The sequence below is a fragment of the Allobosea sp. 10L417 genome, from assembly GCF_056395485.1.
On record NZ_JBFTJP010000002.1, the window covers coordinates 696,944 to 719,179 of the forward strand.

A 22,236-nucleotide genomic window follows, 5' to 3' on the forward strand; every position below is an offset into this window, starting at 1 on the left:
TCAGCAGGGCTTGCCGTGTCGGCATTTGCTGCTCAAGATTTATTCAATCGGGGAGAGCGGGACGAACCCGCTCCGAACAGGGGAACGGCATGAAGACAGAAGGCATCACTGTCGCCGCAGCGGCAGCTATCGGCGTCGGCATCGCGTCGGGCGCGTGAAAGACGGCGGGGCTCGCAGGGCGCGCCCTTCCAGCAAGCAGCTCACAGAATAAGCGGCACGGGCAACAAGACGACCTCGGCGCAACCRCATAGCCGCAGGATCGCCGGCCGCCACAAGCGAAGCAAAAGGGGCGTGACAAGTGTCGAGCATTCCCGACCAAACGGTATCACCCGGCAAGGCGTCGTTGTTCTACGACCCCAGGATCCGCGGCTACGTCTATCAGATCGTGCTGGTAGGACTTGTCGGCTTCCTCATCTGGTCCGCCGCATCCAACGCCATCGAGAACCTGCGTGCTCAGAAGATCGCCTCGGGCTTCGGCTTCTGGCACAACGCCGCCGGCTTCGACATCAACCAGAAGCTGATCCCGTTCTCGGCCCAGGGCGGCTCGACCTATGGTCAGGCCTTCCTCGTCGGCCTGCTCAACACGCTGCTCGTTGCCGCCCTCGGCATCGTCTTCGCCACCATCATCGGTTTCGCCGTCGGCGTTGCGCGGCTCTCGAACAATTGGGTCATCGCGAAGCTGGCGATGATCTATGTCGAGGTCATCCGCAACATCCCGCTGCTGCTCCAGCTCTTCTTCTGGTACAATGCGGTGCTGAAGCCCCTGCCGGATGCCCGCAACTCGATCGCGCTGCCGGGCAGCATCTATCTCAACAATCGCGGCATCATCCTGCCCAGCCCGCAATTTGCGCCGGCCTTCGAGGCTGTCGTCATTGCCTTCATTGTCGCCGTCGTCGCGGCCATCGCGTTCTTCATCTGGGCGCGCGGGCAGCAGGCCAAAACCGGCAAGCAGTATCACAACGGCTGGGTCGCGCTGGGCCTGGTCATCGGCGTGCCTCTCCTGGTTTTCTTCGCGGTCGGACGACCGCTGTCGTTCGATCTTCCACAGCAGGGTCGGTTCAACCTCACCGGCGGCATGCAGATCTTCCCGGAATTCGTTGCGCTGCTGATCGGCCTGTCGACCTATACCGGCGGCTTCATCGCCGAGGTCGTACGCGCCGGCATCCTGGCGGTTTCGAAGGGGCAGTCCGAGGCGGCGCACGCGCTGGGCTTGAGGAACGGGCCGACGCTGAAGCTCGTCGTCATCCCGCAGGCGATGCGCGTCATCATCCCGCCGCTGACCTCGCAATACCTCAACCTGACCAAGAACTCGTCGCTGGCCGTGGCGATCGGCTATCCCGATCTCGTGCAGGTCTTCACCGGGACGGTGCTGAACCAGACCGGCCAGGCCGTCGAGGTCGTCGCGATCACCATGGCGGTCTATCTGACGATCTCGCTGGTGACGTCGTTCTTCATGAACCTCTACAACAAGCGCATGGCGCTGGTTGAACGGTGAGGGCGGATCGATGACCGACGCAACGCTCGAGAACGCCCCTTACGCCTTCGTCCGCAAGGAGACGCTGCAGCAGGAGCCCGCGCCCCTCTCCGTGGCCGGCCCCTGGGCCTGGATCAGGACCAACCTGTTTTCCAGCCCGCTCAATACGATCCTGACCCTGATCTGCGTTTATCTCGTGTTTGACGCGGTGCCGGGCCTGATCCGCTTCTACTTCCTCGACGCGGTCTGGACGGGGGAGCATCGTGATGCCTGCCTCGCCGACAAGGTCGGCCGGCCGGTCGGCGCCTGCTGGGCCTATATCGCCGACCGTTTCCAGTACTTCATCTACGGGTCCTATCCGGTGATGGAGCGCTGGCGGGTCAACATCGTCTTCGCGATGTTCGCGCTTGGCGTGGTCTGGCTGCTCTGGACCAAGGCGCCGCTGAAGAAGATCGGCGTCTTCTTCTTCTTCGTCATCCTGCCGGCGAGCGCCTTCATCCTGCTGCTGGGCGGGGACCGGGCAGAGAGCTTCCTGCGCTTTCTGATCCTGCTCAGCTTCGCGTTGGCGGTGCTTTATCTGGTCCTGTCCTTCGTGCCGTCGCTGGCCAAGTTCTGGCTTGGCGAGGCGCGGCTGGCTGTCGAACAGGAGATGCCGGCCTGGCAGCGCTTCTACCGGCCAAAGCGCCTGATCCTGATCGCGCTGGTCGTCTTCGGCCTGCTGGCCGTGCTGGCCGACAAGGTCGGGTTGCCGCGCGTCGATACGGGGCTCTGGGGCGGCATGACGGTGACCTTCCTGATCTCCGCGGTCGGTATCGTCTTCTCCCTGCCGCTCGGCGTGCTGCTGGCGCTGGGGCGCCGCTCGCGCCTGCCAGCCATCCAGCTGCTCTCGGTGATCTTCATCGAGTTCGTCCGTGGCGTTCCGCTCATCACCGTGCTGTTCATGGCCAACACCATGCTGCCGCTCTTCGTGCCGCAGGAATGGTCGCCGGACCGGCTGCTTCGGCCGCTGATCGGTGTCGCGCTCTTCGCCGCCGCCTACATGGCGGAGGTGGTGCGCGGCGGCCTGCAGGCGATCCCCAAGGGCCAGTATGAGGGCGCCATGTCGCTCGGCCTCGGCTACTGGCAGATGATGCGGTTGATCATCCTTCCGCAGGCGCTGCGGATCGTGATCCCTGGCATCGTCAACACCTTCATCGGGCTGTTCAAGGATACGACGCTGGTCACCATCGTCGGCATCTTCGATTTCCTGCGTACGATCGAGGCGACGCTCGTCGACCCGACCTGGGCTACGCCGACCACGCGGACGACCGCTTACGCTTTCGCCGCGCTCTTCTATTTCCTTTGCTGCTGGGGAATGTCGCGCTACTCGGTAGCTGTCGAAAAGCGCCTAGCCGCCGGCCAAAAACGTTGAGAGGGATGACGACCATGGCAATGGCAGAAACCAAGATGACCGACACCCGGCCCGCTGCGCTGAAGCAGACGTCTCTCAACACCGCGACCGCGGTCGAGATGATCGGCGTGAACAAGTGGTACGGCGAGTTCCACGTTCTGCGCGATATCAACCTCAAGGTTCAGCGCGGTGAGAAGCTCGTGATCTGCGGCCCGTCGGGTTCGGGCAAGTCGACGATGATCCGCTGCATCAACCGGCTTGAAGAGCATCAGAAGGGCCAGATCATCGTCGACGGCACGGAGCTCACCAACGACCTCAAGAAGATCGACGAGATTCGCCGTGACGTCGGTATGGTGTTCCAGCACTTCAACCTGTTCCCGCATCTGACGATTCTGGAGAACCTGACGCTGGCGCCGATCTGGGTGCGGAAGATGCCCAAGAAGGACGCCGAGGAGATCGCGATGCACTATCTCAAGCGCGTCAAGATCCCCGAGCAGGCGGCGAAATATCCGGGCCAGCTGTCCGGTGGCCAGCAGCAGCGAGTGGCGATCGCCCGCTCGCTGTGCATGAGCCCGAAGATCATGCTGTTCGACGAGCCGACCTCGGCGCTCGACCCCGAGATGGTCAAGGAGGTGCTCGACACCATGGTCTCGCTGGCGGAGGAGGGCATGACCATGCTCTGCGTCACGCACGAAATGGGCTTCGCCCGCCAGGTCGCCGACCGCGTCATCTTCATGGATGCCGGCCAGATCGTCGAGATGAACACCCCGAACGAGTTCTTCAAGAACCCGCAGCATGAGCGCACCAAGCTCTTCCTCAGCCAGATCCTGCACTGAGGAAGAACAGCTTAGCGAGCGATGGAAGCGCGCCGGCCTTGCCGGCGCGCTTTTTCGTTTGGCAAGCAGTTCCTAGGGTGCGCGAAGCATCTTCGACTGCAGCTGAAGCTTTCTACGGAACGAGTCTCCGTCCGGTGCGTTGATGGCGCAAACGGAGGATACGCGATGAAACGTTTTGTCCCAATCATTGCTGTTGCTCTTCTCGCGAGCAGCGGCGCCTATGCTCAGTCGATCAACATCGGTCCAGGTGGCGTTAGCGTCGACCCCCGTACCCCCCATGAACGGGCAATCGATCGCGAGATGCGTCAGGACCGTTATGATCGCACGCCTGAACGCGAGTGGCGCCGCGCCAACTACTATCGCGGCGACGATTGCCGCACCGTCACGACCGAGCGTGAGACGCCGCGCGGCGTCGTGAGGCGCACGACCCGCATTTGCGATTGACCGATTTGAAGGGGAGCGGGCGAGAAGCCCGCTGAAGGCCAGGCCCCGTGGCGAATTTCGCCGCGGGGCTTGGCTTGTCCGGCTGTCGGCCTCGTCCGACGGGATGGCTTACTTCGCGTCGCGCGCCTTCACGGCCTGATCCGAGAAATCCGAAAACAGGCCATCGATGCCGAGCGCGAAGAATGCCTTGTACTCGGCCGCGGCGTCGCCCTTGAAGTCCGAGGTCAGCCGCTTGGGCTCGCTGCGGAAGGTCCAGGTGTGGACCAGAAGGCCGGCGGCATGGGCGTCCTTGACCACGTTCGTCGGCGCGATCAGCGTGCGGTCCTGCTCGTCGATCTTGCCGTCACCGTTGAGATCCTTCGGCTTGCCGTCCTCGCCAATGGTCTGCTTGCCAGCAAGGATATAGGGCTTCCAGGGGCCGACGCCGTCGGCGTAGGTCGCGATCTCCTTGAGCCCTTCAGCGGAGAGCATGTCCTGGAAAGTCCGCTTGTCGCCGAGCACCGCGAAGTCATAGGGGCGGTCGAACGGCGCCACGAGAGTCACCTTGCCGTCCTTGTCGACATCGTCGCCGTCGACGAGCTGCACGAGGCGCAGCTGCGTCTTCTTGCGCAGGTATTTCAGATTCCCGGTCTCGAAGCTCTGGATGAACACCGGCGAGGTCTTCTCGGTCCAGCCGGCCGCCTTGAGCATGTCGAGCAGTTTGTCCTCGAAGGCGAGGCCCAGCGAGGCGTGATAGGTCGGGTGCTTGGTCTCGGGATAGATGCCGATGGTGCGGCCGGTCCGGGCGCTTTCCGACTTGGCGAGGTCGATCACCTCCTGAAACGCCGGAATCTGGTACTTGCCGTTTTGCGACTGGTCGCGATCGGCGAAGGCCTGCTTGGCACGCAGGGTCTTGATCTCGGCCAGGGTGAAGTCGTTGGCGAACCAGTCGGTGGTGTCGATGCCGTCGACCTTGCGCGTCGTCTTGCGATTGGCGAATTCCGGTCGGTCGGCGACGTCGGTGGTGCCGCTTAGCATCGGCTCGTGCCGCACGACCAGGACGCCGTCCTTAGTTGAAACCAGGTCGGGCTCGATGAAATCCGCGCCCATCTCGATGGCGAGCTTGTAGCCCTCGATCGTGTGCTCGGGCATGTAGCCGCTGGCGCCGCGATGGGCGATGATCAGGGGCTTGCGGCTGTTGGAAGCGGATGCCTCCTGGGCGGGCGCCGCAAGCGGCTGCATGGCCAGTGCGGCGAGGAGCGATGTCGAGAGAAGCAGCGTTTTTTTCATGGTTTGACCCGGCTCGCGGAAATGCGCGCGAAGTTAGGTCGAGTGATGTGACAGCCCCATGAAAAGATTGCTTCGTTTTGCCGTCAGCTCAGGCGCCATGCGGCGGGCGACAAAAAAGCCCGCGCCGGCAATACCGGGCGCGGGCTCGTTCGTATCGATGTCGGATCAGCGGCGGTTCTCGAGGGAGGTCTTCGCATCGAGGCGCTTGGAGGCCGGCGGCGTGAAGTCCTGCTGCGGCTGGGTTGCGCAAGCGGCAAGGCCGAAGGCGACAAGGCTCAGAATGACGATGCGGCTGGCGCTTTTCATGTGCGGATATCCTGATGGCCGCGAGATGCGGTTGCATCGTCTTTCCCCTTGTGAAACGAGCGCGTCAAGTGCATGCCGCATGGGGCACCATGCCTCGGCGTGATATTTGAACCGGTCGAAGCACACTACACTCACCGCCTTGCGGGCGCCGGGCCTGATTTGCCTGCGCCAGGATTGAAGCACCATGACGCCAGCCGCCCGGATCAGCGCCGCCATAGAGGTGCTGCAGGACATCATCGAGCGCCGCCGCCCGGCGGCCGATGCGCTGAAGGATTGGGGGCTGTCGCGTCGCTTCGCCGGTTCGAAGGACCGCGCCGCCATCGCTTCGCTCGTCTACGATGCCCTGCGGCGCAAGGCCTCGTCCAGCTATTCGATGGCGTCCGAAGAGCCCCGCGGGCTGGTGCTCGGCATGCTCGCCGGGCTGCGCGGCCTGCCCCGCGACGAGATAGCAGCGCTGTTCTCGGGCGAGAATCACGCGCCCGCTCCGCTCACGGCTGACGAGACCGCACTCCTGGCCGCCTTCTCGGACGATGGGGCGCCCGCCTGGGTGCGGGCGGACGTGCCCGAATGGCTCTGGCCGTCGTTCGAGGCCGGCTTCGGTGAAGCTGCGACGGCGGAAGGGCAGGCGCTGGCCGCCCGTGCGTCGATCGACCTGCGCGTCAACCGCCTGAAGGCCGGCCGCGACGACGTTCTCCGGGATCTCGCCCACCATCAGCCGGAGACCGGCGCCTGGTCTCCCGATGCGCTGCGCTTCCAGCCGGGCCATGACGGGCGCGGCCCCTCGCTGCATGCGGAACCCGGCTTCTTCGCCGGCGCCTTCGAGGTGCAGGACGAAGGCTCGCAGCTGGTGACGTTGCTCGCGGGCGCGCGACCTGGCCAGACCGTGATCGATCTCTGCGCCGGGGCAGGAGGCAAGACACTGGCGCTCGCTGCGCTGATGGCCAATCGCGGCAGTCTCTACGCCACCGATCTCGATAGCCGCCGGCTCGCGCCGCTGCATGACCGCGTGGCGCGCTCGGGCGCGAGCATCGTCGAGGTGCGCATTCCGCGTTCGCGCGGCCATGAGCCCTTCGCCGACATCGCCGGACAGGCCGATCTCGTGCTGGTCGATGCGCCCTGCACCGGCTCCGGCACCTGGCGGCGCAACCCGGATGCGAAATGGCGCGTGCGCCCCGGCGCGCTGGCCGAACGGATCAAGGATCAGGCCGAGGTGTTGGCGCGCGCGGCCAAGCTGGTGCGCCAGGGTGGGCGCATCGCCTACATCACCTGCTCCATGCTGCCTGAGGAAAATGACGAGGCGATCCGTGCCTTTCTTGGCCGCCATCCCGGCTTCGCACCGGTCGCGCCGATCGACGTGCTCAAGGGGGCGGAGAGCGACTTCTCCCTGCTCGCCCGCTTCGCCACCCAATTCGGCCTACAGCTCTCGCCGCGACGCACCGGCACGGACGGGTTCTATCTGGCTTGCCTCCAGCGCGGGGACTGAGGCTGCTACAGCCGTTGCGCGCGCCCGCACGATCCATTAACGGAACGCGATGACGAGCGCTCAGCCCCATCACGACTCCATTCTCATCATCGATTTCGGCTCGCAGGTGACGCAGCTGATCGCGCGGCGCATCCGTGAGATCGGCGTCTACTGCGAGATCGCCCCGTTCCAGTCCGCTTCCGAGGCCTTTGCCCGCATGAAGCCGAAGGGCGTGATCTTCTCCGGCGGCCCCGCTTCGGTGCCGGACGAGGGGAGCCCGCGAGCTCCCGAAGCGGTCTTCTCGGCCAAAATCCCGCTCATGGGCATCTGCTACGGCCAGCAGACCATGGCGCACCAGCTCGGCGGCAAGGTCGAGGGCGGGCACGCTGCCGAGTTCGGCCGCGCCGATGTCGAGATCGTCACCCCTTCAGCACTGTTCGAAGGCGTCTGGGAAGAGGGCGGTCGCTATCCGGTCTGGATGAGCCATGGCGACCGGGTGACACAACTTCCCGCCGGGTTCACCGTCAAGGCGACCTCCGAGAACGCCCCTTATGCCGTGGCGAGCGACGAGGTCAGGCGCTTCTACACCACGATGTTCCACCCCGAGGTGGTCCACACCCCCGACGGCGGCAAGCTGCTGCGGAATTTCGTCGTCGAGATCTGCGGCTGCAAGCCGGACTGGAGCATGTCGGCCTATCGCGCCGAGATGCAAAAGAAGATCCGCGAGCAGGTCGGCACCGGCCGCGTCATCTGCGGGCTTTCCGGCGGCGTCGACTCGGCGGTGGCGGCGGTGCTGATCCATGAGGCGATCGGCGACCAGCTCACCTGCGTCTTCGTCGATCACGGCCTGATGCGGATGAACGAGGCCGAAGAGGTCGTTCGCCTTTTCAGGGATCACTACAATATTCCGCTCGTCCATGTTGAGGCGGAGGAGCTTTTCCTCTCTGAGCTGGAGAAGGTCGGTCCCGATCCGGAAGCCAAGCGCAAGACCATCGGCCGGCTCTTCATCGACGTCTTCGATGCCGAGGCCGCCAAGATCGGCGGCGCCGATTTCCTAGCGCAGGGCACGCTCTACCCGGACGTGATCGAGAGCGTCTCCTTCTCCGGCGGCCCCTCGGTGACGATCAAGAGCCATCACAATGTCGGCGGCCTGCCCGAGCGCATGAAGATGAAGCTCGTCGAGCCGCTGCGCGAGCTCTTCAAGGATGAGGTTCGCGTTCTCGGCCGCGAGCTCGGCCTGCCCGAGGCCTTCGTCGGCCGCCATCCCTTCCCGGGGCCGGGCCTCGCCATTCGCTGCCCCGGAGAGATCACCAAGGAGAAGCTCGACATCCTGCGCAAGGCGGACGCGATCTATCTCGACGAAATCCGCAAGGCCGGCTTGTACGATGTGATCTGGCAGGCCTTCGCCGTACTCCTGCCGGTCCGCACCGTCGGCGTGATGGGCGATTACCGCACCTATGACCATGTCTGCGCGCTGCGCGCCGTGACCTCGGTCGACGGCATGACGGCGGATTTCTATCCCTTCGACATGAACTTCCTCGGGCGCGCCGCGACCCGCATCATCAACGAGGTCAAGGGCATCAACCGCGTCGTCTACGACGTGACGAGCAAGCCCCCCGGCACGATCGAATGGGAGTGATCTGGGCCTAGCGGGACAAGGGCAGGCCCCGCGGCTCGCCTTGTTGCTCCTTTGCCGCGGAGTTCGATCCGGATACGCCTCAGGGCGTCTTGTCGAGGAAGGCGCGGATCATCCGGGTCGTGGTTTGCGGGTTCTCCTCCATGATCCAGTGCCCTGAATCCGGCACGATGCCCTCGGTCACGTCGGTCGCCGCGGCGCGCATCACGACGGCCATCGTCGGGCCAAAGGACTTCTCGCCGCCGATCGCCAGAACAGGCATTGTGAGCTTTCCGCCCGCGGCGAGATACTTCCGGTTGTCGATCGCGTCCTGATCGAATGCGGCGAACTGCGCGAAGCCCGCATGCATCGCGCCGGGCAGGGCATAGAGCTTGGCATAATGCTCGCGCGAGGCTTCGGTGAAGCGGCTGGGCGTTGCCGAAAACTCGTTCCAGAAGCGGTCGAGGTAGATGCGCTCGCGCCCGGCCACCAACCGCTCCATATCCGGGCCGCCGAAGCGAAAATGCCAGAGCAGGGGGTTCTTGAGGATCTCGTCCCAGGGGCCGACACCCGGCACCGGCGCGTCGATGATGGCGAAGCGGCGGACACGCTGCGGCTGCTGCGTGGCGAAGGCAAATCCGACCATGTTTCCGATGTCATGCGTCACCAGATCGGCGCGTTCGATCTTGAGGTTGTCGAGGACGCCGGCCACGTCACCGGCCTGCGTCAGCTTGTCGTAGCCTGATTGCGGCTTCGACGAGAGCCCGAGCCCGCGCAGATCGGGCACGACCACGGTGTGGTCGCGGGCGAGGTCAGCCGCCATAGGCGCCCACATGTCACCGGTCTCGCCATAGCCGTGGATCAGAACGACGGCTGGTCCCGTGCCACCGACCCGGACATGGATCGTTGCGCCATTGGTCTGAATCTCCTGCGTCGCGAATGAGGCTGGGAAGGCCGGAACCTGCGCGGTCGCAGGCGCGGCGAAGGCGAGGGCTCCGAGAGCCAGGACGAACTTCAGCATCATATTCTCCCACCGATCGGGAGGGCGGTCCCTGCGACCGTCGCTTTCAGCCCCGTTGGCTCGTTTCAATTAAGGCTGGGACCGCGTCCGGATTAGCCTGCCAAAAGCGGTCCTAATTTCCGTGAAAGCCGAACAATTGTGCTTCGGTTCGCGGCCATGGTGTCAAGGCACGCCATCTTCCCAATAGGGCGGCTCGCCGAATGTGGCGTGCAGATGGGCCGCGACCGCGCGCAGCTTCGCGGAGGGCCGGCGACCTTCTGGGTGCGCGAGATAGATGAATTCCGACACCGGCAGGACGCCGACATCGATGATCTGAAGCCGGCCCTGGCGGATATCCGGCCCGGCGATGAAGAGGGGCAACAACGCAATGCCGAGACCGGCGAGGGCAGCGTCGCGCATCATGTCGCCATTGTTCACCCGGAGCCCGAACGCTGCGCGCACGATCTCGAGTCCTTGCGGCGTTGCGAAGCGCCAGTCCGACGCGCCGCGGTTCGTGTAGAAGATGCCCTTGTGTGCATGGAGCTCCGCCGTGGTCGCAGGGACGCCGCAGCGCGCGAGATACGCGGCCGATGCGACCAGCATCCGGCGGCTCGGCGCCAGACGCCAGATCATCAGGCGGGAATCTGCGATAGCTCCGTGGCGCACCACGCCGTCATAGACGCCCGAGGCGATATCGACTCGCCGGTCGTCAAGGTCGAGCGTCAGCTCGATTCCGGGATTGGCGGCGAGAAAAGGGTAGAGCGCCGGGCCCAGATGCATCCGCCCGAAGGTAACCGGCGCCGCGATCCGCATCGGACCGCTGAGCGCCCCGCGGCGCTCGGCGAGATCCGTCGTCGCATCCGATACTTCGCGCAGAATGCGCCTCGCGCGCTCGAGGAACGCAAGGCCGTCCTCAGTCACCGACATCCTGCGCGTTGTGCGATGCAGCAGAGTTGCTCCGAGGCCGCGTTCCAGCTCCGCGAGCCTCTCGCTGATCACCGATTTCGACAGGCTGAGCCGGCGCGCCGCCTCGCTGATCGAGCCTTCCTCGGCGACCGCCACGAAGCTCGCGATGCCGTCCAGCTTCATTGTTCGAGCTATCCGGAAAATCGGCCAATCCGCGGAGCATAAGCGGGACCTGCCGCCCGCGCCAGATCGCAGGCAGCGAAAGGTCAATGGCGAGGACATGGCACCCGCATCGGGTGGAAAGCGAGGCGCAAATGCTGCCCGCCTATGCCGGTGATGCCGTCGTACCCCACGCGCGGCGTGACGATGAGCTTCGGACCCCGCAGCGCTGTCGGTCCACATGATGTTGCGGGCAGCTGCGCAAATCGCCTTTGCGCGAGCCGCGATGCTAGCCCGTTGCTTTGGGCGCGTCCGGCTCTATCGTCCTGCGCCGAAGCTCTCCCGATTCAACCGGAGCCCCCGATGGCCGATCTCTCCGCTTTCCCGATCACCAAGCGCTGGCCCGCCAGCCACCCCGACCGCATCCAGCTCTATTCGCTGCCGACGCCGAACGGCGTGAAGGTTTCGATCACGCTCGAGGAGCTGGAGCTGCCTTACGAGCCGCATCTCATCGACATCGGCAAGAACGAGACCTGGGGCCCGGAATTCCTCTCGCTCAATCCGAACGGCAAGATTCCCGCGATCATCGATCCGAACGGGCCGGACGGAAAGCCGCTTGGCCTGTGGGAATCGGGCGCGATCCTGCTCTACCTCGCCGAGAAGACCGGCAGGCTCCTGCCCAGGGAGCCGGCGCAGCGCTACGAGACCATCCAGTGGGTGTTCTTCCAGATGGCGGCGATCGGCCCGATGTTCGGCCAGCTCGGCTTCTTCCATAAATTCGCCGGCCGCGAATACGAGGACAAGCGCCCGCGCGACCGCTACGCCAATGAAAGCAAGCGCCTGCTCGGCGTGCTGGAGGACAGGTTCGCAACCCGCACCTGGGTCATGGGCGACGAATATACCATCGCCGACATCTCCATGCTCGGCTGGGTGCGCAATCTCGTCGGCTTCTACGGCGCCGGCGAGCTCGTCGACTACGCCAGCCTGACGCATGTGCCGATCTGGCTGGAGCGTTGCCTGTCGCGGCCAGCCGTGCAGCGCGGCCTCGACAGCCCCAAGCGCCCTTGAGCTGCGCCCAGTCTTCAGGAGCTCTCGCTGGAGGCCGATGCGGGCTGAACTGACGCCAGCCTTTCCAGGGCGTGCACCGAGATGCCGCCCTGGGCCAGCCGCTCGCGGCCGCCCAGCCCTTCGAGCTCGAAGACGAAGAGCGCTTGCGCGCAGCGCGCACCCAGACGGCGCAACAACTGCGCCGTCGCCAGCACGGTCCCGCCCGAAATGAGGCAGTCGTCGATGATGGTGACGTTGCGCCCGTCGAGCCGATGGCCTTTCGACAGGGCGACACCATTGCCGAGTTCATAATTGGCGGCGAGGCTGCGGACGACGTCGGCACGGATCGAGCCGACCTTGCGGATGTCGATGAAGCCGAGGCCGTTGCGCAGCGCCAGCGCGCCCGCAAAACCGAGACCGCCGATGTCGATCCCGGCAAGAAGATCGGTTTCCCCGCCAAGACGGTCTGCGAGCGCGTCGCAGGCTGTCTTCATCCAGCGGCCGTCGCAGGTGAAGGTCGTCGCATCCGGAAAATCGATGCCGGCGACCGGATGGTCCTTCCAGCGGCGATGGGGAAAAGCAGGCGGAGCCGGCGTCTTCTGCGCGCAGGCCGAGACGGTATCCATGCTATCTCCTGCCGGTATCAGACGACGTTGCCCGCCATGTCATGCCTGCTTGCAGCGCCGATGACAAACCGCGATGACTGGCGGGGGGCACATGCAGCGATGTTTCACAGAGTCCGGACGAAGGCATGACGATCACCATCTACGGCATCAAGAACTGCGACACGATGAAGAAGGCGCGCAGCTGGCTGGACGGCCATGGCGCTCCGCACGCCTTCCACGACTACAAGGCGAGCGGGATCGACAAGGCCTCGCTCGAGCGCTGGGTGAAGGAGCATGGCTGGGAGACGGTGCTGAACCGCGCCGGCACGACCTTTCGTGCGTTGCCCGATGCTGAAAAGCAGGGGCTCGATGCGACCAAGGCCGTCGCGCTGATGCTGGCGCAGCCCTCGATGATCAAGCGCCCGGTGCTCGATCTCGGCAAGGGCAAGACGATCGTCGGCTTCAAGCCCGATATCTACGAGGCGGCGCTGGCGAAGGGGTGAGTCTTCCCGGCTGCCGTCATTCTCGGGCGGCGCGGAGCGCCGATCCGAGACCTCTTGCCGAAAAGGGCTCAGGGAGCTCTCGGGTCATGAGATGCTCGGGTCAAGCCCGAGCATGACGGCGAGAGACCGCCGCCCGGCGCGCGTAGCTCTTCCCTAAATCCCCGCGCTGCTCTACCTCGCGGCCCATGACCATTCAGCCCAAGATCATCGACCCGCAGGCGCCGGAACCCGCCGCCACGGAGTTCACCTTCCATGTCGCGGCCCGCGACGGCGCCGCCCGCACCGGCGCGATCAGCATGCCGCGTGGCGTCATTCGCACGCCTGCCTTCATGCCGGTCGGTACCGCCGCCACCGTCAAGGGCATGTATCCCGAGCAGGTCAGGGCGCTCGGCGCCGATGTCGTGCTCGGCAACACCTATCACCTCATGCTCCGCCCGGGCGCCGAGCGTGTCGCGAAGCTCGGCGGCCTGCACAAATTCATGAACTGGCCGCACCCGATCCTGACCGACTCCGGCGGCTTCCAGGTGATGTCGCTGTCGCAGCTCCGGAAATTGACCGAGGAGGGCGTGACCTTCCGGTCGCATATCGACGGCTCGAAGCATGTGCTGACACCGGAGCGCTCGGTCGAGATCCAGAACCTGCTCGGCTCCGACATCGTGATGCAGCTCGACGAATGTGTCGCGCTGCCTTGCGAGGAGAGGGTTGCGGAGAAGGCGATGCGCCTGTCTTTGCGTTGGGCCGAGCGCTGCAAGGTCGCGTTCGGAGATCATCCGGGGCGCGCGTTGTTCGGCATCGTGCAGGGCGGGGACGTGCCGCATCTGCGCGTCGAGAGCGCGCGTTCGCTCGCCGCCATGGACCTCAAGGGCTATGCGGTCGGCGGGTTGGCCGTGGGCGAGCCGCAGGACGTGATGCTGGCGATGATCGAGACGGTCGAGCCGCACCTGCCGCAGGAGAAGCCGCGCTATCTGATGGGCGTGGGGACGCCGGACGACATCGTCCAGTCGGTCGCACGCGGTATCGACATGTTCGACTGCGTGATGCCGACCCGCGCCGGACGCCACGGCCAGATCTTCACGCGCTTCGGCCGGATGAACCTCAAGAACGCCAAGCACGCCGAGGACCCGAGGCCGGTCGACGAGCAATCCTCCTGCCCGGCCGCCAATAGCTGGTCGCGCGCCTATCTGCATCATCTCGTCAAGGCCGAGGAGATGCTCGGCAAGATGCTGCTGACCTGGGTGAACCTCGCCTATTATCAGGATCTGATGGCGGGCCTGCGCGCCGCCATCGCCGCCGGCCGCCTCGACGATTTCGTCGCCGAGACCAAGGAAGGCTGGGAGCGGGGCGAGCCGGCTTGAGCGCAGGCCTCGCTCTTCTGCCGATCAAGATGGCGATCGCCGCTTCGGTGGTGGTCGGATGTTCTCTTCTGGCCGAGCGCACCGGGCCGCTGGTCGCCGCGATGATCGCGACGCTGCCGATCTCGCTCGGGCCGGTGCTCGTTTTCCTCGCGCTCGATCACGATGCGGCTTTCATTGCCGCCAGCGCGCTGGGCACGATGAATGCCAATGTCACCCATGCCGCTTTCATCCTCAGCTATGTGCTCCTGGCTCAGCATCTGACGATGCTGCCCTCGCTCGTGACCGCCGGGGCCGTCTGGGTCCTCGTGCTGGTCGGCGTGCGCAGCCTGGCCCTGCCGGTGCTGCCGCTCGCCGGCCTGACCGTGCTTGCCTTCTGCGTGGTGCATCTGCTGGTGCGGTCCTATCTCTCTGTCCGCACGACCGGGCCCATCGCGCTCTCGCGCTTTGCCATTCCGATCAGGGCCGGCTGCGTTGCGCTGCTGGCGGGAGCCGTCACGGCTGCGAGCGACCGGGTCGGGCCGCTCTGGTCCGGTGTCCTTGCCGGTTTGCCCATCGTCCTGTCGAGCCTGATCGTCATCCTGCATCCCCGCATCGGCGGGAAGGCTACCGCCGCGGTGATCGGCAACGGGGCGCTTGGGCTGCTCGGCACGGGGCTGGGGCTCGCCGTCGTGCACCTGCTGGCGGTGCCGTTCGGCACATGGACGGCGCTTGCGTCGGGACTCGTCTTAACGGTTGGCTGGAACCTGTTCCTGACCGGCCTTGCGCGCCGGCTTGCGCCATGAGGCGACGAACAGGCCGGCGATGATCAGCATGATGCCGACGAGCTGCAGCGAGGAGGGGATCTCGCCCAGCACCGGGATCGCAAGCAGCGTACCTGTGACCGGGATCAGCGGCGGGAAGCGCCCGACGACCGCAGGCCCCAGCACATGCGCCGCCCAGCCCCAGATCCACAGGCCGACGATGACGTTGAGAACGCCCTGGTTGAACCCGTGCAGGGCGAGAACCCACCAGGGCGCCACGTCGAAGCCGCGGAAATAGAACAGGAAATAGATCGGCAGATAGACCAGCGACAGCACCGAGACTATGGCCGTCGCCCTCAGCCCGTCGACCTGCCAGAGCTGGATCAGCAGGGGATAGAAGCCCCAGAGCAGGCCGACGCCGAGGAAACACAGATCGCCGCGCAGCGTCATGGCGTTCGCGCCTGCGCTGCCGGCGATGCCGAGGCAGAGCAGGCCGGCCAGCACGCCGGCGACGCCGATCATGAGGCGGCCGGTGAGGGCGGCGCCGAACAGCGCGACCGAACCGATGATGCCGATCATCGTCACCGTGCCCGGCCCGATCGTCGCGCCATGCGCCGCCGGCGCCATCGTGAGACCCGTCAGCATCAGGTACGTCATCGGGAAGCCGCTGCTCAGCGTCAGCCAGAAGCCGCGCTTCCAGCCCACGCCGCCACAGCGGGTCAGGCCTGGACGCAGGAAGACCGGCAGGAGCAGCAGGCCCGCGATGGCGAAGCGCAGCGCCATCAGATCATGCTGGGTCAGCCCGTTCAGCACGGCATGGCGGCTGATGACGAAATTCGAACCGTAGATCAGCACGGCCAGCAGCATGCCCAGTGCCGCCAAACGCTTCCGACGACGCGTTTTGGCATCCGTCTCGAGCATGGCTGCGGGCGTGATCTGGTCCATTGCCCCTGTCTAGCGCCGGGTGGCTTGGCGGGTTACGGGCCGGCGCGCATGGCGCCCGCGCGTGCGGCGACCGACCGCAATTGCGCCGCCTTTCGGCCCTTCTGGCGCCTAGGCACATCGGCTTCCTTGTCCCGCGCTATCAAGATGGGCCAGCCACCGGAGTGACCGCCGATGCCCGGCAACCGCTATTCCCCGAGGCCAGCCGCCATGGCGAGCCGCCTCGGCCACCACCTCCTGCTGTCACTCGGCATAGCCACGGCGACAGCGGTGCTCGCGACGCTGCCCGGCCTGTTGTCGGGCGCAATCCCGCGCCACGGGGCAACGCATGCCCCGGTCGAACAGGCGCTGTTGCCGAAGCTGGCGTTGCTGCGGGACGGGAAGATCAGCGATCGATTGGACGGCGCGGATGGCGTAGCGGACGAGGGTTTCGCGGCCATGCCGCAGGTCACGCCGGCCGCCCTGGCGATGCCGATGTCGGTGACCTGGCCGGAGCGCAGCGAATGGGCGCCGCCGCAATTTGCAGAGCTCGGCAAACCGCGCTCGGAGGTGCTGGTGAAGGTGAAGCCGTCCCCCCCGGCGCGGCGAACCGCTTCGGCGTCGGACCGCACTGTCGTTGTCGCAACCCCGCTCGTGATCCTGCCTCCGGCTGCGGCGTCCGCAATCGAAACGGCGCAGGCGAGCGAGGGGGCCCGCGATATTTCCTGGAGCCGCTTCGTGGTGGCGCCGGCGACCAAAGTCTCCGACGCTGTATCGGGCGCTGCCGGCAGCGTGCAGGCGGCCGGTGTCTGGGGGCTCTCCCAGGCGGTGAGCCTGCTGCCGCGCTGGTGAGCGCGGCAGCCGAGGCCTCGATCAGGCCAGCGCCTTCAGCGCACTGCGGCCGGCATAGATCGCCTGCGCGCCCAGCTCCTCTTCGATGCGCAGCAACTGGTTGTACTTCGCCGTCCGGTCGGAACGGGCGAGCGAGCCGGTCTTGATCTGCCCGCAATTGGTCGCCACCGCGAGGTCGGCGATGGTCGAATCCTCGGTCTCGCCCGAGCGGTGCGACATCACCGCGGTGTAGCCGGCGCGCTGCGCCATATCGACGGCGGCGAGCGTCTCGGTCAGCGAGCCGATCTGGTTGACCTTGACCAGGATCGAGTTGGCCGTCTTGCCCTTGATGCCCTGCGACAGCCGCTCGACATTGGTGACGAACAGGTCGTCACCCACGAGCTGGCACTTGGAACCGACGAGATCGGTCAGCGCCTTCCAACCCTCCCAGTCGTCCTCGGACATGCCGTCCTCGATCGAGACGATCGGGTAGTTGCCGACGAGCTTGGCGAGATACTTGGCCTGGGCCTTGGGATCGCGCGTCTTGCGTTCGCCCTCATAGACATAGGCGCCGTCCTTGAAGAACTCGGTCGCGGCGCAGTCGAGCGCCAGCGCCACGTCCTCGCCCGGGCGATAGCCAGCGGCTTCGATCGCCTGCATGACGAAATCGAGCGCGGCTTCCGCCGATTTGATGTTCGGCGCGAAGCCGCCTTCGTCGCCGACATTGGTATTGTGGCCGGCGTCGTGCAGCTTCTTCTTCAGCGTGTGGAAGATCTCCGCGCCCATGCGCAGGCCTTCGGCGAAGGATTCTGCGCCGACCGGCATGATCATGAATTCCTGGAAGTCGATCGGGTTGTCGGCATGGGCGCCGCCATTGACGATGTTCATCATCGGCACGGGCAGGACACGGGCCGAGGTGCCGCCGACATAGCGATAGAGCGGCAGGCCCGAGGCTTCCGCCGCGGCCTTGGCGACGGCGAGCGAGACGCCGAGGATGGCGTTGGCGCCGAGCTTTGCCTTGTTGGGCGTGCCGTCGAGCTCGATCATCGTCTGGTCGATGGCGGTCTGGTCTTCTGCGTCCATCGCGACGATCGCCTCGGCGATGGCGACGTTCACCGACTCCACGGCCTTGAGCACACCCTTGCCGAGATAGCGGCTCTTGTCGCCGTCGCGCAGCTCGACCGCCTCATGCGCGCCGGTCGAGGCGCCGGAAGGAACGGCGGCGCGGCCCATCGAGCCGTCTTCGAGCACGACATCGACCTCGACCGTCGGGTTGCCGCGGGAGTCGAGGATCTGGCGTCCGATGATGTCGATGATCGCGGTCATGGCAGGCTCCGGAGAGGACGAGGAAGGGTGAGGCGCTTCTAGCCAACCGCCTGCCGTCGCGAAAGCCCCGATCCGCATCCGGGTGCTTCAAGCGATCGATGTCCGGTCGTGGCTCGCAAGGCCGCGCATATGAATTCGGCGCTGGCGCGCAGGTTGCGGAGAACCGGACGAATGCCGCCCCGTTTTCCTTTGAGAAGCGAACATGTTCCAGAATCTGACGAGCCGCCGCAGACCGTCCCTGCTCGCTGTCCTGTTCTGGTGCGGCCTGACGATCCTGTGGTGGGCCGGGCTGTGCGCCTTTGCCGGGCGGCCCGTCTGGTTCTGGTAGGCCGGCCGAAAGACCTAGCCTTCGTCGTTGGACATGCCGAGATAGCTGCCCAGCATGAAGCCGCTCTGCAGGGCGAAGAGATAGCCGATCCAGACGAGGACGCTGAACAGGGCTAGCTCTCCACGGAAGAGCCAGAAGGGGAAGATCCCAAAGGTCATGGCCGCGCTCGCGAGCGCGATCGCCGGATATCCGTGCGAAAGACCGATCAAGAAACCGATCAGAAACAATATGCCTGCAATTATCATAGAATTGTATTGATCGGTGCCGAATAGTCGCTCAGGTGTATAGTCTGACTTCTGTCGAAGCAAGGAAGCGTGTGGAAACTCGATAAATATTGATCGAGTAAAAGCAGGCATGGGCTTTGGGCGTCGCCACGCGCTCGTAGCGGCCGACGATGGCGAACGCGTGGCATTCGCGGCTTTCCCCCGCCGCGGAAGATGAGCTACAGGCTCCGGCAAACCTGAGGAGCATCTTCCATGGCCATCGACGCCTCGACCTTGCAGCTCGGCCAGAGCGGCCCGTTGCCGACCTCGCCCGAAGAAGCGCGGCTCGACCGCGTGCCCAATCCCCATGCCGGCACGCGCTATCTCACCCGCTTCACCTGCCCGGAATTCACTTCGATCTGCCCGGTGACGGGCCAGCCTGATTTCGGCATCCTCGTCATCGACTATCTGCCGGGCCAGTGGCTGGTGGAGTCGAAATCGCTGAAGCTCTATCTCGGCGCGTTCCGCAACCACGGCGCCTTCCACGAGGACTGCACCGTCTCGATCGGCAAGACGCTGGTCGATCTGCTCGCGCCGGAATGGTTCCGCATCGGCGGCTACTGGTATCCGCGCGGGGGCATTCCGATCGACGTGTTCTGGCAGACGGGCGAACCGCCGAAGGGCCTCTGGCTGCCGGATCAGGGCGTCGCGCCCTATCGCGGCCGCTGAAGCGGACCGGAAACCTGCGCCCCGCCCCGGGCGCAGGCTCTTCGATCAGCTCCGCGAGCCGAGAGGAGGCAGAAGGCGCGGCGTGACGAGCCCGAGCACACCGATCCCGATACCGAAGACGATGAGCGCCTGCTGGGTTCCGAGGAGATTGAGCAGGGCGCCCATGACCAGCGGCCCCGTGGCGTGCCCCATGAAGAAGAAGCAGGCGAACAGCGCCATCGCCGAGCCGCGCGCCGTCGGCGCGAGCTCCGTCGCCTGTGCCTGGAACGTGCCGTGTAGCAGGAAAAAGCCGAAACCTGTCAGCAGGAATATGCCGATGGCCGTCCACCATGGCGCTGGCGGGGTGAAGGCGAAATAGGCCAGCGCCACCGCGAGGCCGCCATAGCGCATCATCTGGCGCGGCCCGACCCGTTCGACCAGGATGCGCGTCAGCACGCCATAGACGAGCCCGCCGAGCCCCATCGCACCGATGACAAGACCGGCCTGTGAGGAGCTGGTGTTTGACCGCTCGTGCAGGATGGCGGCGATGAAGGGCGACAAGCCGAAGACGAGCGAGCCTTCGAGCAGGACGAGCAGATAGAGCAGTTTGCTGCGCGGATTGGCGAAGACGGCCTTGTAGCTCTTGATCGCCCCCGCGAGGCTGAGCCGGGCACGCGCGGCGTCGGGCCGCGGCTTAAGTGCAAGCCGCACCAGGAGCGCGCCGCCGCCCGCGAGCACGCCCGCGATGACGAGCACGGCGCGCCAGCCGATATAGTCGGCAACGAGGCCGGAGAAGGTGGCGCCGGCCATCTGCCCGATGATCATGATCACCAGGAAGCGGCCGAGCATGATCTGCCGCTCCGCCATCGGCGCGCGGTCCCCGATGGCCGCCATCGCCGCAGGAATGACACCGCCCGCCATCACGCCGCCTGCCGCACGCAGCACAAGCAAGGCCCCGAAACTGGTGGCGAAGGCCGCGAGCATGGAGAGCACGCAAAGCGCGGCAAGGCAGGCCGAGATGCTGCGCAGCTTGCCGACCGAGTCGGCGATGGGCCCGAGGAAAGGCTGGCCCAGGGCATAGCAGCTGGAAAAGGCGGTCGCGATGAAGGCGATCTGGTGGACGCTCTGGCCGAATTCACCCGCCAGCGTCGGGACCAGCGGGTCGATCAGCCGCATGGTGAAGGTCGAGGCGAAGCCGCAGAGACCCAGGACCGGGATCAGGGCGCCCAGATCGGATTTGGACGCCGGCGCGGGTTCAGACATAAGCGACGGCTGGCGCCTGGCGGTTCTTGGCGAGGCGGTCGAAGCCCTGCAACTCGGCGATCAGATCGTGGAATTCGGAGAGAGGGACCATGTTCGGGCCGTCGGACGGCGCGCGATCCGGGTCGGGATGGGTCTCGATGAAGAGCCCTGCGACGCCGACGGCGACGGCTGCACGCGATAGCACCGGCACGAATTCGCGTTGCCCGCCTGTCGATGCGCCCTTGCCGCCCGGCTGCTGCACGGAATGGGTGGCGTCGAAGATGACCGGCGCGCCGATCTCGGCCATGGTCGGCAGGGCGCGCATGTCCGAAACCAGCGTATTGTAGCCGAAAGAGGCGCCGCGCTCGGTCAGCATGACGTTCGGATTGCCGCTCTCGGTCACCTTCGCGGCGACGTTGACCATGTCCCAGGGGGCCAGGAACTGGCCCTTCTTGACGTTGACGACCCGGCCGGTCTGCGCCGCTGCGACGAGCAGGTCGGTCTGGCGGCAGAGAAAGGCGGGAATCTGCAGCACGTCGACGACCTCCGCGACCTCGGCGCATTGGCCGGCATCATGCACGTCGGTCAGGACCGGCATGCCGGTGCGCTCGCGGATCTCGGCGAAGACGGGCAGGGCGGCCTTCATGCCCATGCCGCGGGCGCCCCTGACGCTGGTCCGGTTCGCCTTGTCGAAGGAGGCCTTGAACACCAGTCCGATATTGAGATCGGCCGCGATTTCCTTCAGCGCCAGCGCGCATTCGAGCGCATGGTCACGGCTTTCCATCTGGCAGGGGCCGGCGATCAGCGCGAGCGGCAACGCATTGCCGAAGCGCACGGGCCGGGCGAGTTCCTCGCCGATGGTGACGACGGCGTTGGGTGTCATGGTGGTGTCCTTGTCCAGCGGCCCGCGGGGCTTATGTCCGGCCGGGACCGGGCGGGTCAAGCGGCGCGGGCGGTTGACGGCCATGTCGCGAAGAGTTGCATGGAGCTCGCGGGAACGGACTGGCGAAGCAGGAGAGAGGTCTGTAAATTCGTAGGCGAAGCACTATCTCGGGTGGGAAACACAGGAACGATTTGGGTTGGAATACGATAGGCATGGCGGGGCGCAAATGATGCAATCAGGCCAGGGGACAGCAATGCACGCCGATCCGACCTGGCGCCTGCCGGGGCGCGCGAGCCCGGAAGCCATGGCCGATCGCCCGCGGCGCGCCGGTCCGCCGGCCGACGGAACCAAGGATGGCGCCGGCACCGCCGTGCTGACCCGTACGCGGACCCGCAAGCCCAATCTTTATCGTGTGCTGCTGCTGAACGACGATTACACGCCGATGGAGTTCGTCGTTCACGTTCTGGAGCGGTTCTTCAACAAGGACCGCGCCGAAGCCACGCGGATCATGATGCATGTGCATCAGAACGGCGTCGGCGAATGCGGCGTCTTCACCTACGAAGTCGCCGAGACCAAGGTTACGCTCGTCATGGATCTGGCGCGCAAGCATATGCACCCGCTGCAATGCGTGATGGAGAAGAAGTAGCCTTGGCTCAGAATTCACCTTCCGGAAACAGATAGGA

The 22,236-nt window shown here is 65.7% G+C and carries 24 protein-coding genes; 14 read left to right on the top strand and 10 right to left on the bottom strand.

All coding sequences use genetic code 11. The features are described from left to right. Window positions 1-298: 298 nt before the first annotated feature. The 4 genes from AC1DE3_RS09440 (at window position 299) to AC1DE3_RS09455 (ending at window position 4,144) form a co-directional block, all read left to right on the top strand. On the top strand, window positions 299-1,495 hold the full coding sequence (locus AC1DE3_RS09440) for an amino acid ABC transporter permease (RefSeq protein WP_441511344.1): 1,197 nt from the start codon (window positions 299-301) through the stop codon (window positions 1,493-1,495). 10 nt (window positions 1,496-1,505) lie between these two features. Then, window positions 1,506-2,885, top strand: coding sequence for an amino acid ABC transporter permease (locus AC1DE3_RS09445; RefSeq protein ID WP_441511345.1), 1,380 nt, complete (start codon window positions 1,506-1,508; stop codon window positions 2,883-2,885). Window positions 2,886-2,920: 35 nt separating this feature from the next. After that, entirely contained in the window at window positions 2,921-3,700 is a 780-nt protein-coding gene (locus AC1DE3_RS09450; protein WP_441511535.1) for an amino acid ABC transporter ATP-binding protein, read from the top strand. 165 nt (window positions 3,701-3,865) lie between these two features. Then, window positions 3,866-4,144 (top strand): hypothetical protein, encoded by a 279-nt coding sequence (locus tag AC1DE3_RS09455; protein ID WP_441511346.1) that lies wholly within the window; start codon window positions 3,866-3,868, stop codon window positions 4,142-4,144. A 108-nt stretch (window positions 4,145-4,252) separates the two neighbouring features. Here the strand turns inward: AC1DE3_RS09455 and AC1DE3_RS09460 are convergent, their stop codons facing one another. Then, the gene (locus AC1DE3_RS09460) at window positions 4,253-5,413 is read right to left on the bottom strand and encodes a glycerophosphodiester phosphodiesterase (protein WP_441511347.1); all 1,161 of its coding nucleotides are present in this window, start codon (window positions 5,411-5,413) and stop codon (window positions 4,253-4,255) included. A 165-nt stretch (window positions 5,414-5,578) separates the two neighbouring features. Continuing rightward, complete coding sequence (locus tag AC1DE3_RS09465; RefSeq protein WP_441511348.1) at window positions 5,579-5,719, bottom strand: hypothetical protein; 141 nt, start codon at window positions 5,717-5,719, stop codon at window positions 5,579-5,581. 184 nt (window positions 5,720-5,903) lie between these two features. On the opposite strand from AC1DE3_RS09465, the gene AC1DE3_RS09470 reads away from it, so the two are divergent. Both AC1DE3_RS09470 and guaA read left to right on the top strand, forming a co-directional pair. After that, window positions 5,904-7,202, top strand: coding sequence for an RsmB/NOP family class I SAM-dependent RNA methyltransferase (locus AC1DE3_RS09470; protein ID WP_441511349.1), 1,299 nt, complete (start codon window positions 5,904-5,906; stop codon window positions 7,200-7,202). A 49-nt stretch (window positions 7,203-7,251) separates the two neighbouring features. Further along, window positions 7,252-8,820, top strand: coding sequence for a glutamine-hydrolyzing GMP synthase (guaA, locus tag AC1DE3_RS09475; protein ID WP_441511350.1), 1,569 nt, complete (start codon window positions 7,252-7,254; stop codon window positions 8,818-8,820). A 79-nt stretch (window positions 8,821-8,899) separates the two neighbouring features. On the opposite strand, the gene AC1DE3_RS09480 is transcribed toward guaA, so the two are convergent. Both AC1DE3_RS09480 and AC1DE3_RS09485 read right to left on the bottom strand, forming a co-directional pair. Further along, entirely contained in the window at window positions 8,900-9,817 is a 918-nt protein-coding gene (locus AC1DE3_RS09480) for an alpha/beta fold hydrolase (protein ID WP_441511351.1), read from the bottom strand. Window positions 9,818-9,979: 162 nt separating this feature from the next. Beyond that, the gene (locus AC1DE3_RS09485) at window positions 9,980-10,885 is read right to left on the bottom strand and encodes a LysR family transcriptional regulator (protein WP_441511352.1); all 906 of its coding nucleotides are present in this window, start codon (window positions 10,883-10,885) and stop codon (window positions 9,980-9,982) included. A gap of 339 nt (window positions 10,886-11,224) precedes the next feature. Here AC1DE3_RS09485 and AC1DE3_RS09490 point away from each other — a divergent pair, with 339 nt between their 5' ends. Then, window positions 11,225-11,929 carry a glutathione S-transferase N-terminal domain-containing protein gene (locus AC1DE3_RS09490; protein WP_441511353.1) on the top strand — a complete coding sequence of 235 codons (705 nt, stop codon included), beginning with the start codon at window positions 11,225-11,227 and terminating at the stop codon, window positions 11,927-11,929. Window positions 11,930-11,943: 14 nt separating this feature from the next. Here AC1DE3_RS09490 and AC1DE3_RS09495 read toward each other — a convergent pair whose 3' ends face one another. Beyond that, window positions 11,944-12,534, bottom strand: a complete 591-nt coding sequence (locus AC1DE3_RS09495) for a phosphoribosyltransferase family protein (protein WP_441511354.1) — start codon at window positions 12,532-12,534, stop codon at window positions 11,944-11,946. A gap of 125 nt (window positions 12,535-12,659) precedes the next feature. Between AC1DE3_RS09495 and AC1DE3_RS09500 the strand changes: the two genes are divergently transcribed. From AC1DE3_RS09500 to AC1DE3_RS09510, 3 genes are all read left to right on the top strand, one after another. Continuing rightward, entirely contained in the window at window positions 12,660-13,016 is a 357-nt protein-coding gene (locus tag AC1DE3_RS09500; protein ID WP_441511355.1) for an ArsC family reductase, read from the top strand. 185 nt (window positions 13,017-13,201) lie between these two features. Further along, window positions 13,202-14,371 (top strand): tRNA guanosine(34) transglycosylase Tgt, encoded by a 1,170-nt coding sequence (tgt, locus tag AC1DE3_RS09505; RefSeq protein WP_441511356.1) that lies wholly within the window; start codon window positions 13,202-13,204, stop codon window positions 14,369-14,371. Continuing rightward, window positions 14,368-15,153, top strand: coding sequence for a hypothetical protein (locus tag AC1DE3_RS09510; protein ID WP_441511357.1), 786 nt, complete (start codon window positions 14,368-14,370; stop codon window positions 15,151-15,153). Before tgt ends, AC1DE3_RS09510 begins: the two co-directional genes overlap by 4 nt. On the opposite strand, the gene AC1DE3_RS09515 is transcribed toward AC1DE3_RS09510, so the two are convergent. Further along, on the bottom strand, window positions 15,097-16,056 hold the full coding sequence (locus AC1DE3_RS09515; RefSeq protein WP_441511358.1) for a DMT family transporter: 960 nt from the start codon (window positions 16,054-16,056) through the stop codon (window positions 15,097-15,099). The two genes, AC1DE3_RS09510 and AC1DE3_RS09515, sit on opposite strands and share 57 nt — an antisense overlap. Window positions 16,057-16,263: 207 nt before the next feature. Here AC1DE3_RS09515 and AC1DE3_RS09520 point away from each other — a divergent pair, with 207 nt between their 5' ends. Further along, window positions 16,264-16,884 carry a hypothetical protein gene (locus tag AC1DE3_RS09520; RefSeq protein WP_441511359.1) on the top strand — a complete coding sequence of 207 codons (621 nt, stop codon included), beginning with the start codon at window positions 16,264-16,266 and terminating at the stop codon, window positions 16,882-16,884. A 21-nt stretch (window positions 16,885-16,905) separates the two neighbouring features. On the opposite strand, the gene eno is transcribed toward AC1DE3_RS09520, so the two are convergent. Next, window positions 16,906-18,189 carry a phosphopyruvate hydratase gene (gene eno, locus AC1DE3_RS09525; protein WP_441511360.1) on the bottom strand — a complete coding sequence of 428 codons (1,284 nt, stop codon included), beginning with the start codon at window positions 18,187-18,189 and terminating at the stop codon, window positions 16,906-16,908. 202 nt (window positions 18,190-18,391) lie between these two features. Here eno and AC1DE3_RS09530 point away from each other — a divergent pair, with 202 nt between their 5' ends. Then, on the top strand, window positions 18,392-18,517 hold the full coding sequence (locus tag AC1DE3_RS09530; protein ID WP_441511361.1) for a hypothetical protein: 126 nt from the start codon (window positions 18,392-18,394) through the stop codon (window positions 18,515-18,517). Window positions 18,518-18,531: 14 nt separating this feature from the next. Here the strand turns inward: AC1DE3_RS09530 and AC1DE3_RS09535 are convergent, their stop codons facing one another. Next, a complete protein-coding gene (locus AC1DE3_RS09535) occupies window positions 18,532-18,675 on the bottom strand; it encodes a hypothetical protein (RefSeq protein WP_441511362.1) in 144 nt (47 codons plus the stop codon). Window positions 18,676-18,993: 318 nt separating this feature from the next. Here AC1DE3_RS09535 and queF point away from each other — a divergent pair, with 318 nt between their 5' ends. Further along, window positions 18,994-19,449 (top strand): preQ(1) synthase, encoded by a 456-nt coding sequence (gene queF / locus AC1DE3_RS09540; RefSeq protein ID WP_441511363.1) that lies wholly within the window; start codon window positions 18,994-18,996, stop codon window positions 19,447-19,449. A gap of 45 nt (window positions 19,450-19,494) precedes the next feature. On the opposite strand, the gene AC1DE3_RS09545 is transcribed toward queF, so the two are convergent. Together AC1DE3_RS09545 and kdsA are read right to left on the bottom strand one after the other, a co-directional pair. After that, window positions 19,495-20,691 carry an MFS transporter gene (locus AC1DE3_RS09545; RefSeq protein WP_441511364.1) on the bottom strand — a complete coding sequence of 399 codons (1,197 nt, stop codon included), beginning with the start codon at window positions 20,689-20,691 and terminating at the stop codon, window positions 19,495-19,497. Next, window positions 20,684-21,553, bottom strand: a complete 870-nt coding sequence (gene kdsA, locus AC1DE3_RS09550; protein WP_441511365.1) for a 3-deoxy-8-phosphooctulonate synthase — start codon at window positions 21,551-21,553, stop codon at window positions 20,684-20,686. The genes AC1DE3_RS09545 and kdsA overlap by 8 nt, the downstream gene beginning before the upstream one ends. Window positions 21,554-21,806: 253 nt before the next feature. Here kdsA and clpS point away from each other — a divergent pair, with 253 nt between their 5' ends. After that, window positions 21,807-22,199 carry an ATP-dependent Clp protease adapter ClpS gene (gene clpS / locus AC1DE3_RS09555; protein WP_441511366.1) on the top strand — a complete coding sequence of 131 codons (393 nt, stop codon included), beginning with the start codon at window positions 21,807-21,809 and terminating at the stop codon, window positions 22,197-22,199. The last annotated feature ends 37 nt before the right edge of the window (window positions 22,200-22,236 follow it).